Origin of the sequence: Pseudomonas sp. HY13-MNA-CIBAN-0226 (genome assembly GCF_040310305.1) — a bacterium.
Classification (GTDB): Bacteria; Pseudomonadota; Gammaproteobacteria; order Pseudomonadales; family Pseudomonadaceae; genus Aquipseudomonas; species Aquipseudomonas gregormendelii.
On sequence record NZ_JBEOPS010000015.1, the window covers coordinates 35,870 to 49,296 of the forward strand.

Here is a 13,427-nt window from a genome sequence, read left to right on the forward strand (position 1 = left end):
TTCTGTGCGAAATTTGATTCTTGTAGGACCGATGGGGGCTGGAAAAAGCACCATCGGCCGGTTACTGGCCAAAGAGCTGCGCCTGCCGTTCAAAGATTCCGACAAGGAAATTGAATTGCGCACGGGCGCCAATATCCCATGGATTTTCGATAAGGAAGGCGAGCCAGGCTTCCGTGATCGCGAGCAGGCGATGATTGCCGAGCTGTGCGCGTGCGATGGCGTGGTGTTGGCGACCGGCGGCGGTGCAGTCATGCGCGAAGCCAATCGTCGGGCGCTCCATGCCGGTGGTCGGGTCGTGTACCTGCATGCTTCCGTCGAGCAGCAGGTGGGGCGAACGTCCCGCGACCGCAATCGGCCGCTATTGCGCACGGCAGATCCGGCCAAGACCCTTCGGGATCTGCTGGCGATTCGCGATCCGCTCTATCGGGAAATCGCCGATCTGGTGGTGGAAACCGATGAGCGGCCGCCGCGGATGGTGGTGCTGGATATTCTCGAACGCTTGCAGCAACTGCCTCCCCGTTAAAGCGCGGCGTGAAATGCGCTATCCTCGGCCTCCAGTCGCCGCCGCTCTGGACTGTGGCGAATGGCTACCGAACGGCGTCACACCAACAGAGGCCGCGGACATCGATAATTCAAGGCACGATGCCTGATTCCATCTTCACTGTGGGGACACATGCAGACACTCAAGGTCGATCTAGGCGAGCGCAGCTACCCGATTCATATTGGCGAAGGTTTGTTGGATCAGCCTGAGCTGCTGGCCCCGCATATTCGCGGACGGCAAGTGGCGATCATTTCCAACGAGACCGTCGCGCCTCTCTATCTCGAACGTCTGACCCGCAGCCTGGGGCAATTCTCGGTCATTTCCGTGGTGCTGCCCGACGGCGAAGCCTTCAAGACCTGGGAAACCCTGCAACTGATCTTCGACGGGCTGCTGACCGCGCGTCACGACCGCCGCACCACCGTGATTGCCTTGGGCGGCGGTGTGATTGGTGACATGGCCGGTTTTGCCGCCGCCTGTTATCAGCGTGGTGTCGATTTCATTCAGGTCCCGACCACGCTGCTGTCGCAAGTCGACTCCTCGGTGGGCGGCAAGACCGGTATCAACCATCCGTTGGGCAAGAACATGGTCGGCGCCTTCTATCAGCCGAACGTGGTGCTGATAGACACGACGTCCCTGAACACTTTGCCGGCCCGCGAACTCTCTGCCGGGTTGGCCGAAGTGATCAAATACGGACTGATCTGCGACGAGCCATTCCTCACCTGGCTCGAAGAGAACGTCGATCGCCTGCGCGCCCTGGACCAGACTGCCCTGACTTATGCCATCCAGCGCTCCTGCGCAGCCAAGGCTGCCGTGGTGGGGGCCGACGAGAAGGAAACAGGTGTACGCGCTACGTTGAACCTGGGGCATACCTTCGGCCACGCCATCGAAACGCATATGGGCTATGGTGTGTGGCTACATGGTGAGGCGGTCGCTGCTGGCACTGTAATGGCGCTGGAAATGTCCACACGCCTGGGCTGGATCAGCGAGCAGGAGCGTGATCGTGGCATCCGTCTGTTCCTGCGCGCCGGCCTGCCGGTTGTCCCGCCTGAAGAGATGACTGAAGCCGATTTTCTCGAACACATGGCAATTGACAAGAAAGTGATCGACGGTCGTTTGCGCCTGGTGCTGCTGCGCCACATGGGCGAAGCGGTGGTGACCGACGATTATCCGAAAGAGGTTCTACAGGCCACGCTGGGAGCGGATTACCGCGCCCTGGCTCAGCTTAAAGGTTAATAAGATCCCGATGACTAGTTTGCACGCCGACGAGGCTTTCCTCGGCCATTACCAGTTGAGTCACGACCCTTTCGCTCCGCGGGTACCTGGCTTCAAATTTTTCCCTGCCCAGCGCAAGCCGGTGCTGGGACAACTGCATCACCTGGCGCGCTATAGCCAGTTGCTGCTGGTGGTCACCGGCCCGCAAGGCAGCGGCAAGACCCTGTTGCGCCAGGCCCTGGTGGCCAGTACCAACAAGCAATCGGTGCAGAGTGTGGTGGTTTCCGCCCGCGGTGCCGGTGATGCCGCCGGCGTGCTGCGCCAGGTGGCCCAGGCGCTGAATGTCGCCCAGCCGGAAATCGGCTCGATCCTGTCACAGGTCGTACAGCTGGCCTTGACCGGGCAGGAAGTCTATCTGCTGGTGGATGACGCCGAGCAGCTTGACGAGTCCGCGCTCGAAGCCTTGTTGGCACTGGCCGCGGGTGCTCCCGAAGGCCGTCCGCATGTGTTCCTGTTCGGCGAGTCGTCGTTGATTGCCCAACTCGATGCGTTGAGCCTTGAAGAAGAGCGCTTTCACGTCATCGAATTGCATCCTTACACCGAAGAGGAAACCCGCGAGTATCTGGATCAGCGGCTCGAAGGCGCTGGCCGGGGTATCGAACTTTTCACCGCTAATCAGATCTCTGATATTCATGAAAGCTCCGACGGTTGGCCTGGCAATATCAACCAGGTCGCCCGCGATGCGATGATCGAAGCCATGATTGCCAGCCGCTCAGCGGTCAAGCGTCCAAGTATGGGGTTCAACATGCCGAAGAAACACGTATTGGCGATTTCCGCCGTAGTCGTGGTCGCGGTAGCCGCCGCCTGGTTGATGCCAGGTCGCAGCAAAGCACCGACCACTGGCGCTCCTGCCAACGAGCAGGCGCAATTGCCGCTCGGCGAGGGTGCTCCGCAACCTAACAGCAACGGTGCTCCAGCCGTGGAGTTCGCCGGTAATTCGCAGCCAATGCCGTTGCCGCTTGTCGGCAACTCGCAACCGGTCATGCGTGGCCCGCTGGCCGAAGCAGCGGGTGGCATCACTGAAGGTGACGATGGCGTGCCGGTTGAAGGCTCCAGCGCCACACCGCCGACCGTGACCACTTCTGCGCCACCGGCCGGAATCCAGCCTGGCCCAGCGCCGACGCCGGCCGCCAAGCCTGCGCCAGCACCGACCCAGGTGGCCACTGCCAAGCCGGCTCCCGCACCTGTCGCCAAACCCGCGCCTGTGCCGGCCAAACCTGCCGCCGTGGCGACCGCCAAGCCTGCCGAGAAACCGGCCGCTGCCGCTGCCAAAGGCGCTGGTGGTACCTGGTACGCCGGGCAACCGACCAGCAACTACGTGGTGCAGATCCTTGGCACCAGCTCCGAAGCGTCTGCGCAAAACTTCGTGAAAGAGCAGGGCGGCGAGTACCGTTATTTCAAGAAAGTGCTCAACGGCAAGCCTCTTTACGTCATCACCTACGGTAACTTCGCCAACCGTGATGCAGCCCTTAGCGCCATCAAGGCCTTGCCAGCGAAGGTTCAGGCTGGTAAACCTTGGCCTCGCACTGTCGCCAGCGTCCAACAGGAACTGGCAACAACTCGCTGAAGATTCGGCGGCCTTACCCAGGCCGCCTCTCCCGGCACCTCAATATTTCCGCATGTGCGCGCCTTCTCTACAGATCGCGTGCCTTGTGGTGTCTGCGTCACAGTAGTCTTTGAGTGGTTGCGGTCAAAAATCAAAAAAGTTTTGACTAGCACAGCATATCGCTTTAAACCTTTCACAAATGCGACATAGATTTGCGACAGTTCGTCGTCAAATTTGTGAGCCTCTGTGTCGGTGTGTACAATGACCTCCCTTTTGCTCCCGCAAAGCTGGCGTACGTTCGGCGCGGGTTGCAAGTGGTTGAATTGAAAAGAAATTTGCCTCGATAAGGGGCAGCCTGGTGAGAAAGTGTCTATGAAAGCAGGTCTGTACCAACCAGATGAATTCAAGGATAACTGCGGTTTCGGCCTGATAGCCCATATGCAGGGCGAGCCCAGTCATACCCTTTTGCAAACGGCCATTGAGGCCCTGACCTGCATGACCCACCGCGGTGGGATCAACGCCGACGGCAAGACCGGTGACGGTTGCGGTCTGCTGATTCAAAAGCCGGACGTGTTCCTGCGAGCGATCGCCCAGGAAGCATTCGGCGTCGAACTGCCCAAGCAATATGCGGTGGGCATGGTCTTCTTCAATCAGGACCCGGTCAAAGCCGAAGCCGCTCGCGAGAACATGAACCGCGAGATCCTGGCGGCCGGCCTGCAGCTCGTCGGCTGGCGCAAAGTGCCGATCGACACCAGCGTCCTCGGCCGCCTGGCCCTTGAGCGCCTGCCGCAGATCGAGCAAGTGTTCATCGGCGGTGAAGGCCTGAGCGATCAGGACATGGCGATCAAGCTGTTCAGTTCCCGTCGTCGTTCGTCCGTGGCCAACGCCGCCGACACCGATCACTACATCTGCAGCTTTTCCCACAAGACCATTATCTACAAAGGCTTGATGATGCCGGCGGACCTCACCGCCTTCTATCCAGACCTGAGCGACCAGCGCCTGAAAACCGCGATTTGCGTGTTTCACCAGCGCTTCTCCACCAACACCCTGCCGAAATGGCCGCTGGCGCAACCGTTCCGCTTCCTGGCGCACAACGGCGAAATCAACACCATCACCGGCAACCGCAACTGGGCCGTGGCACGTCGTACAAAGTTTGCCAACGACCTGATGCCCGATCTGGAAGAACTCGGCCCGCTGGTCAACCGCGTCGGTTCCGACTCTTCCAGCATGGACAACATGCTTGAACTGATGGTGACCGGTGGCATCGACCTGTTCCGTGGCGTGCGGATGATCATTCCGCCTGCGTGGCAGAACGTCGAGACCATGGATCCGGATCTGCGTGCGTTCTACGAATACAACTCGATGCACATGGAACCGTGGGACGGCCCGGCCGGCGTGGTAATGACCGACGGTCGTTACGCGGTGTGCCTGCTCGACCGTAACGGTCTGCGTCCGGCGCGTTGGGTGACCACCAAGAACGGTTTCATCACCCTGGCCTCGGAAATCGGCGTCTGGAACTACCAGCCTGAAGACGTAATTGCCAAGGGCCGCGTTGGTCCGGGCCAGATCTTCGCCGTGGACACCGAAACCGGGCAGATCCTCGACACCGACGCCATCGACAACCGCTTGAAGTCGCGTCATCCTTACAAGCAATGGCTGCGCAAGAATGCCCTGCGCATCCAGGCAACCATGGAAGATAACGACCACGGCTCGGCGTTCTACGACGTTGACCAGCTCAAGCAGTACATGAAGATGTATCAGGTCACGTTCGAAGAGCGCGACCAGGTGCTGCGACCGCTTGGCGAGCAAGGTTATGAAGCCGTCGGCTCGATGGGCGACGACACGCCGATGGCCGTGCTGTCCCAGCGCGTGCGCACACCGTACGACTATTTCCGCCAGCAATTTGCACAGGTCACCAACCCGCCGATCGATCCGCTGCGTGAAGCCATCGTCATGTCGCTGGAAATCTGCCTCGGTGCCGAGCGCAACATTTTCCAGGAGTCGCCGGAACACGCTTCGCGCGTGATCCTCAGCTCGCCGGTCATTTCCCCGGCCAAGTGGCGTTCGCTGATGAACCTCGATCGTCCGGGCTTCGAACGCCAGATCATCGACCTTAACTACGACGAAAGCGTCGGCCTCGAAGCGGCGATCCGCAACGTTGCCGACCAGGCTGAAGAAGCTGTGCGCGCCGGTCGTACCCAGGTTGTGCTGAGTGACCGGCACATTGCTCCGGGCAAGTTGCCGATCCACGCTTCGCTCGCCACCGGCGCGGTACACCACCGCCTGACCGAGAAAGGCCTGCGTTGCGACTCCAACATCCTGGTGGAGACCGCGACTGCGCGCGATCCGCACCACTTCGCGGTGTTGATCGGTTTCGGCGCCTCGGCGGTCTATCCGTTCCTGGCCTACGAAGTGCTGGGCGACCTGATCCGTACCGGTGAAGTCCTGGGCGACCTCTATGAGGTGTTCAAGAACTACCGCAAAGGCATCACCAAAGGTCTGTTGAAGATCCTGTCGAAGATGGGTATCTCCACCATTACCTCGTACCGTGGTGCGCAGCTGTTCGAGGCCATCGGCCTGTCCGAAGAAGTGTGCGAGCTGAGCTTCCGTGGCGTGCCAAGTCGCATCAAGGGTGCGCGTTTCGTTGACATCGAAGCCGAGCAGAAAGCCCTGGCTGCCGAAGCCTGGAGCCCGCGCAAGCCAATCCAGCAGGGCGGTTTGCTGAAGTTCGTCCACGGTGGCGAATATCACGCGTACAACCCGGACGTGGTCAACACCCTGCAAGCCGCTGTGCAGCAGGGCGACTACAGCAAGTTCAAGGAATACACGGCGCTGGTGGACAACCGTCCGGTGTCGATGATCCGCGACATGTTCAAGGTCAAGACCCTGGACACGCCGCTGGACATCAGCGAGATCGAACCGCTGGAATCGGTGCTCAAGCGCTTCGATTCCGCGGGCATCTCCCTCGGCGCATTGTCGCCGGAAGCTCACGAAGCCCTGGCTGAGGCGATGAACCGCCTTGGTGCGCGTTCCAACTCCGGCGAAGGCGGCGAAGACCCGGCGCGCTACGGCACCATCAAGAGCTCGAAAATCAAGCAGGTGGCGACTGGCCGTTTTGGTGTGACCCCGGAATACCTGGTCAACGCTGAAGTGCTGCAGATCAAGGTCGCCCAAGGCGCCAAGCCCGGTGAAGGCGGTCAACTGCCAGGTGGCAAGGTCAACGGCCTGATCGCCAAGCTGCGTTACGCAGTGCCGGGCGTGACCCTGATCTCGCCGCCGCCGCACCACGACATCTATTCGATCGAAGATTTGTCGCAGCTGATTTTCGACCTCAAGCAAGTCAATCCGAAGGCGCTGGTCTCGGTGAAGCTGGTAGCAGAAGCCGGCGTCGGCACCATTGCTGCCGGTGTGGCCAAGGCCTATGCGGACTTGATCACTATCTCCGGCTACGACGGCGGCACCGGCGCATCGCCGCTGACTTCGATCAAATACGCGGGCGCACCGTGGGAACTCGGCCTGGCCGAAACCCACCAGACCCTGCGTGGCAACGACCTGCGCGGAAAAGTGCGGGTACAAACCGACGGCGGCCTGAAAACCGGGCTCGACGTGATCAAGGCCGCAATCCTCGGCGCTGAAAGCTTTGGCTTCGGTACCGCGCCAATGATCGCCCTGGGCTGCAAATACCTGCGCATCTGCCACCTGAACAACTGCGCCACCGGCGTCGCGACCCAAAACGAGAAGCTGCGCAAGGATCACTACATCGGCACCGTCGACATGGTGGTGAACTTCTTCACCTACGTCGCTGAAGAAACCCGTGAGTGGCTGGCCAAGCTGGGCGTGCGCTCCCTCGAAGAGCTGATCGGTCGTACCGATCTGCTGGACATCCTCGAAGGCCAGACCGCCAAGCAGCAACACCTTGACCTGACCCCGTTGCTCGGCAGCGATCACATCCCGGCAGACAAGCCTCAGTTCTGCCAGGTTGAGCGCAACCCGCCGTTCGACAAAGGTTTGCTGGCCGAGAAAATGGTCGACATGGCCACCTCTGCCATCAACGACAAGAGCGGCGCCGATTTTGCCCTGGACATCTGCAACTGCGACCGTTCGATCGGTGCGCGGATCTCCGGCGAAATCGCGCGCAAGCACGGCAACCAAGGCATGGCGAACGCGCCGATCACCTTCCGCTTCAAAGGAACGGCCGGTCAGAGCTTCGGCGTTTGGAACGCGGGCGGCTTGAACATGTACCTGGAAGGCGATGCCAACGACTACGTCGGCAAGGGCATGACCGGCGGCAAACTGGTCATCGTGCCGCCCAAGGGCAGCATCTACAAGACTCAGGACAGTGCCATCATCGGCAACACCTGCCTGTATGGCGCCACCGGAGGCAAACTGTTCGCCGCCGGTACTGCCGGCGAGCGTTTTGCCGTGCGTAACTCCGGTGCTCATACCGTAGTCGAAGGCACGGGCGATCACTGCTGCGAGTACATGACCGGCGGTTTCGTCTGCGTCCTGGGCAAGACCGGCTACAACTTCGGTTCAGGCATGACCGGCGGTTTCGCCTACGTGCTCGACCAGGACAACAGCTTCGTTGACCGGGTCAACCACGAACTGGTGGAAATCCAGCGCATCAGCGGCGAAGCGATGGAAGCCTATCGCAGCCACCTGCAGCGCGTGCTCGACGAATACGTCGCGGAAACCGACAGCGAATGGGGTCGTAACCTCGCTGAAAACCTCGATGACTATCTGCGTCGTTTCTGGCTGGTCAAGCCCAAGGCTGCCAACTTGAAATCGTTGCTTTCCAGCACCCGTGCCAACCCGCAGTGATATGCGCCTGAAGAGTTTGATGAGGTTTTAACAATGGCTGAACGTCTGAATAATGACTTCCAGTTCATCGAGGTCGGGCGCAAGGATCCGAAGAAGAAACTGTTGCGTCAACGCAAGAAAGAGTTCGTGGAGATCTACGAACCTTTCAAACCCCAGCATTCGGCCGATCAGGCCCACCGCTGCCTGGGTTGCGGTAACCCGTATTGCGAATGGAAGTGCCCGGTGCACAACTTCATTCCGAACTGGCTGAAGCTGGTGGCCGAGGGCAACATCCTCCAGGCCGCCGAACTGTCGCACCAGACCAACACACTGCCGGAAGTGTGCGGGCGAGTGTGCCCGCAGGATCGTCTGTGCGAGGGGGCGTGCACCCTCAACGACGGCTTCGGCGCAGTGACCATCGGTTCGGTCGAGAAATACATCACCGATACCGCGTTCGCCATGGGCTGGCGCCCGGACATGTCCAAGGTCAAGCCGACCGGCAAGCGTGTTGCGATTATCGGCGCGGGCCCGGCCGGTCTGGGCTGTGCCGACGTACTGGTGCGTGGCGGCGTGACCCCGGTAGTGTTCGACAAGAACCCGGAAATCGGCGGCCTGCTGACCTTCGGCATTCCCGAGTTCAAGCTGGAAAAGACCGTGTTGAGTAATCGTCGCGAAGTCTTCACCGGCATGGGCATCGAGTTCCGCCTGAACACCGAAGTGGGCAAGGACGTGACCGTCGAGCAACTGCTCGAAGAATACGATGCCGTGTTCATGGGCATGGGCACCTACACCTACATGAAGGGCGGCTTTGCCGGTGAGGACCTGCCGGGCGTGCATGACGCGCTCGACTTCCTGATCGCCAACGTTAATCGCAACCTGGGCTTTGAAAAGTCGCCGGAAGATTTCGTCGACATGAAAGGCAAGAAGGTTGTGGTCCTGGGTGGCGGCGACACGGCCATGGACTGCAACCGTACGTCGATTCGCCAGGGTGCCAAATCGGTGACCTGTGCCTATCGTCGCGACGAAGCCAACATGCCGGGCTCGCGCAAAGAGGTGAAGAACGCCAAGGAAGAGGGGGTGAAATTCCTCTACAACCGCCAGCCGATCGCCATTGTCGGTGAAGACCGCGTCGAAGGCGTGAAAGTGGTCGAGACCCGTCTCGGCGAACCGGACGCCCGTGGCCGTCGCAGCCCCGAGCCGATCCCGGGCTCCGAAGAAATCATCCCGGCCGACGCCGTGGTTATCGCCTTCGGTTTCCGCCCTAGCCCGGCGTCGTGGTTTGAACAGCACAGCATCCAGACGGATAGCCAGGGCCGCGTTGTGGCCCCGGAGCAGGGTCAGTACAAACACCAGACCAGCAACCCGAAAATCTTCGCCGGTGGCGATATGGTTCGCGGCTCTGACCTGGTGGTGACGGCGATCTTCGAAGGCCGCAACGCCGCCGAAGGGATCCTGGATTACCTGGGGGTCTAGCCCTCCGGTCCAGACCTGACATGCAATAACCCTGTGGGAGCTGGCCTGCCAGCGATAGCATCACCTCGGACCGACTGACACACCGAGGTGTCCGCATCGCTGGCAGGCCAGCTCCCACATTGGTTTTGTGGTGTTGCGAAAGCCGTGTTCCAGCGCGACAAATTGACCCGATAGACAAAAGGCTGACCTGCAACCGTGCCTTTTGCCTCGCGCTCTGAGAAAATGCCCGCACTTTTTTTCCGGATGCCGACATGACTGCCCTGAAGAACGACCGTTTCCTTCGCGCCCTGCTCAAGCAACCCGTAGACGTCACGCCTGTGTGGATGATGCGTCAGGCCGGTCGCTACTTGCCGGAATACCGCGCCAGCCGTGCCAAGGCCGGTGATTTCATGAGCCTGTGCATGAACCCGGAGTTCGCTTGCGAAGTCACCATGCAGCCGCTCGACCGCTATCCGCAACTGGACGCGGCGATCCTGTTCTCCGACATCCTGACCATTCCTGACGCCATGGGCCAGGGCCTGTACTTCGAGACGGGCGAAGGTCCGCGCTTCAAGAAAGTCGTCAGCACCCTGGCCGACATCGAAGCCCTGCCGATTCCTGATCCGCATAAAGACCTCGGCTACGTCATGGATGCGGTCAGCACCATCCGCCGCGAACTGAACGGTCGTGTGCCGCTGATCGGTTTCTCTGGCAGCCCATGGACCCTGGCCACCTACATGGTCGAAGGCGGCTCGTCGAAAGACTACCGCAAGACCAAAACCATGCTCTACGACAATCCGCAAGCCTTGCACCTGTTACTGGACAAGCTGGCTCAGTCGGTCACCAGCTACCTCAACGGCCAGATCATGGCCGGTGCCCAGGCGGTGCAGATCTTCGATAGCTGGGGCGGGAACCTCTCGGCGGCGGCTTACCAGGAGTTCTCCCTGGCCTACATGCGCAAGATCGTCAGCGGCCTGATCCGCGAACACGAAGGTCGCAAGGTGCCAGTCATCCTGTTCACCAAGGGCGGGGGGCTGTGGCTTGAAAGCATCGCCGATGCCGGCGCTGATGCGTTGGGTCTGGACTGGACCTGTGACATCGGCAGTGCCCGTGATCGTGTCGGCGGCAAAGTTGCGCTGCAGGGCAACATGGACCCTACCGTGCTCTACGCCAATCCTGAAGCCATTCGTACCGAAGTCGGGCGGATTCTCGCCAGCTACGGCAAGGGCAGCGGGCACGTATTCAATCTCGGCCATGGCATTACACCGGAGGTCAATCCGGAACACGCCGGCGCGTTCCTGCGCGCGGTGCATGAGTTGTCGGCGCAGTATCACGAGTAGTCGTCGCCCAATAGAAAACGCCCGGCTCGTGCCGGGCGTTTTTGTTTGGAACACGATCAAAAGATCGCAGCCTGCGGCAGCTCCCATACTGTAGGAGCTGCCGAAGGCTGCGATCTTCTGCTTTTAAGCTTTAACACCACCCAGCGGCGGCAATTTCGCCAACTTCAATGCCACCAGCAGCGCAATCACCAGCAAGGTACCCACGAACAACCCGATCCCGTTCCAGCCACCCAGGTGCCAGAACACACCGCCCGCCGTCCCGGCAATGCTCGACCCGGCGTAATAGCTGAACAGGTACAGCGACGACGCCTGGCCCTTGGCCCTGGTTGCGCGTCGGCCAATCCAGCTGCTCGCTACCGAATGCGCGCCGAAGAAGCCGAAGGTGAAAATCAGCATGCCGATGATCACCACCGGCAGTGACGTGAACATCGTCAGGGCGAGGCCGCCGATCATCAATACGATGGTCGACCAGAGCACTTTGCGGCGCCCCAGTTTGTCGGCCAGCGAACCTATTTTTGCCGAACTGTAGATCCCCGACAGGTACACCACCGACAGCAGCCCGACGAAGGCTTGTTCCATGTGGTACGGCTCGGCCAGCAGCCGATAGCCGATGTAGTTGAACAAGGTGACAAAGGCCCCCATCAGCACAAAGGCTTCAAGAAACAGCAGCGGCAAACCGGCGTCACGAAAATGCATGGTGAAACCGTCGACCAGGCTGCGTGGGTGCAGCGAGCGTGGACGGAAGTTGCGTGATTCCGGAAGTATTTTCCAGAACACTGCCGCTGCAATCAGCGCCAGGCCCCCGATGACCAGCATTGCGGTATGCCAGCTGACGAAGTCGATCAACACCCCGGTGATCAGGCGTCCGCTCATCCCGCCAATCGCATTGCCGCCGATGTACAGCCCCATGGCGAGTCCGATGTGCTGCGGGTGGATCTCTTCGCTCAGATAAGTCATGGCCACCGCGGCCAGGCCACTCAATGACAAGCCGATCAGCGCGCGCATCAGCAACACGCCGTGCCAGCTTGGCATCATCGAGCTGGCGATGGTGCACAGCGCCGCTGCCAATAGCGCGGCGACCATCACCGGCTTGCGTCCGACCCGATCGGAAATGGGCCCGGTGATCAGCAGGCCGATGGCGAGCATGCCAGTGGCCACCGAGAGAATCAGGCTGCTCTGGGCTGCATTGATCGAATATTCATGGGACAGCAGCGGCATCATCGGTTGCACGCAATACAGCAGGGCGAACGTCGCAAAGCCACCGCAGAACAACGCCAGCACTGTGCGAATGAACATCGGCGTGCCTTTCTCGATGTAAATCTCCTTGAGCTCGGCAGCGACATCATCCACTGCGCAAGGTGGGACTTCATGGGCGAGTGGCGCAACAACAGTTTTCACTTCGGACCTCGGGAGCGGGCAGCCGGTCAGGCAATGAAAAAAGCATATAGCTGCCTAATGATTCAATCCAATATATTATTCGACCTGTTTAAGAGCTTTTGCGACCTAATGAGGTTTTCATGGAATTGCGTCACCTTCGTTACTTCATTGCCGTCGCTGAAGAACTGCACTTCGGCCGCGCCGCACAGGTGCTGGGCATCTCGCAACCGCCCTTGAGCCAGCAGATTCAGGCACTGGAGCAAGAGGTAGGGGCGCGGTTGTTTGAGCGTACCAATCGTCGGGTCGAGCTTAGCGAGGCGGGCCGGCTGTTTCTGCAGGAAGCGCGGCTGGTGCTGGCGCAGGTCGACAAAGCCGCCGACGTTGCCCGTCGGGCGCAACTGGGCGAACTGGGGGAGCTGAAAATCGGCTTTACCTCATCGGCGCCATTCAACTCGACCATCCCCCAGGCGATTTTCGCGTTCCGCCAGCGCTTCCCGGCGGTGCATTTGAACCTTCGGGAAATGAGCAGTACCCAGGTGGCCGATGCGCTGGTTGATGAGTCGATTGAAGTCGGCATCATGCGCCCGCTGGGGCTGCCGGATTCCCTCAGCGTGGTCGAGCTGATGAGTGAACCGCTGGTGGCGGTACTCAGCTCCAAACATCCGCTGGTGAACGGCAGCGAGGAGGGGTTGTTCCTGTCAGCCTTGGCCCTCGAACCTTTCGTGTTTTTCCCGCGCAGCTATGGCAGCGGCCTTTACGCGCAACTGCTGAACTTGGCCCGCGACTCCGGTTTCAGTCCGCACTTCGCCCAGGAGGCCGGCGAGGCGATGACCATTATCGGGTTGGTGGCCGCGGGGTTGGGCGTTTCGGTGCTGCCGGCGTCTTATCAGCGGATGCGGATTGACGGAGTCGTGTACCGGCCCTTGCTCGATCCGGCGGCGGTGTCGGCGGTGTGGCTGGTGCAGCGCAAGGACCAGAAATCGCCGATGGCGCGGGCGTTTGTGGAGTTGTTGACGAGGAAGGTCGAGCCGCTGCAAGCGTGACTGCTTTGGCTCGTGTTCACCCCGTAGGAGCTGCCGAAGGCTGCGATTTTTTGATC

The 13,427-nt window shown here is 60.5% G+C and carries 8 protein-coding genes; 7 read left to right on the forward strand and 1 reads right to left on the reverse strand.

Annotated elements, in window-relative coordinates; translation table 11 throughout:
- The first annotated feature begins 4 nt into the window (after positions 1-4).
- From aroK to hemE, 6 genes are all read left to right on the forward strand, one after another.
- Positions 5-523, forward strand: a complete 519-nt coding sequence (aroK, locus tag AAEZ05_RS17420) for a shikimate kinase AroK (protein ID WP_045061936.1) — start codon at positions 5-7, stop codon at positions 521-523.
- Between the two features lie 150 nt (positions 524-673).
- Complete coding sequence (gene aroB, locus AAEZ05_RS17425; protein WP_350598042.1) at positions 674-1,774, forward strand: 3-dehydroquinate synthase; 1,101 nt, start codon at positions 674-676, stop codon at positions 1,772-1,774.
- Positions 1,775-1,784: 10 nt separating this feature from the next.
- On the forward strand, positions 1,785-3,380 hold the full coding sequence (locus tag AAEZ05_RS17430; RefSeq protein ID WP_350648246.1) for an AAA family ATPase: 1,596 nt from the start codon (positions 1,785-1,787) through the stop codon (positions 3,378-3,380).
- Positions 3,381-3,731: 351 nt separating this feature from the next.
- Entirely contained in the window at positions 3,732-8,180 is a 4,449-nt protein-coding gene (gltB, locus tag AAEZ05_RS17435) for a glutamate synthase large subunit (RefSeq protein WP_350648312.1), read from the forward strand.
- Positions 8,181-8,213: 33 nt separating this feature from the next.
- Positions 8,214-9,632 carry a glutamate synthase small subunit GltD family protein gene (locus tag AAEZ05_RS17440; RefSeq protein ID WP_045061932.1) on the forward strand — a complete coding sequence of 473 codons (1,419 nt, stop codon included), beginning with the start codon at positions 8,214-8,216 and terminating at the stop codon, positions 9,630-9,632.
- A gap of 251 nt (positions 9,633-9,883) precedes the next feature.
- Entirely contained in the window at positions 9,884-10,951 is a 1,068-nt protein-coding gene (gene hemE / locus AAEZ05_RS17445; RefSeq protein WP_045061931.1) for a uroporphyrinogen decarboxylase, read from the forward strand.
- Positions 10,952-11,074: 123 nt separating this feature from the next.
- On the opposite strand, the gene AAEZ05_RS17450 is transcribed toward hemE, so the two are convergent.
- Positions 11,075-12,349 carry an MFS transporter gene (locus tag AAEZ05_RS17450; RefSeq protein ID WP_045061930.1) on the reverse strand — a complete coding sequence of 425 codons (1,275 nt, stop codon included), beginning with the start codon at positions 12,347-12,349 and terminating at the stop codon, positions 11,075-11,077.
- Between the two features lie 119 nt (positions 12,350-12,468).
- On the opposite strand from AAEZ05_RS17450, the gene AAEZ05_RS17455 reads away from it, so the two are divergent.
- Entirely contained in the window at positions 12,469-13,371 is a 903-nt protein-coding gene (locus tag AAEZ05_RS17455) for a LysR family transcriptional regulator (protein ID WP_045061929.1), read from the forward strand.
- Positions 13,372-13,427 lie beyond the last annotated feature (56 nt).

Bases quoted from the DNA above. Each gene is read 5' to 3' on its own strand.
- aroB (WP_350598042.1), top strand. From the start codon at position 674: ATGCAGACACTCAAGGTCGATCTAGGCGAGCGCAGCTACCCGATTCAT.
- AAEZ05_RS17430 (WP_350648246.1), top strand. From the start codon at position 1,785: ATGACTAGTTTGCACGCCGACGAGGCTTTCCTCGGCCATTACCAGTTG.
- gltB (WP_350648312.1), top strand. From the start codon at position 3,732: ATGAAAGCAGGTCTGTACCAACCAGATGAATTCAAGGATAACTGCGGT.
- AAEZ05_RS17440 (WP_045061932.1), top strand. From the start codon at position 8,214: ATGGCTGAACGTCTGAATAATGACTTCCAGTTCATCGAGGTCGGGCGC.
- hemE (WP_045061931.1), top strand. From the start codon at position 9,884: ATGACTGCCCTGAAGAACGACCGTTTCCTTCGCGCCCTGCTCAAGCAA.
- AAEZ05_RS17455 (WP_045061929.1), top strand. From the start codon at position 12,469: ATGGAATTGCGTCACCTTCGTTACTTCATTGCCGTCGCTGAAGAACTG.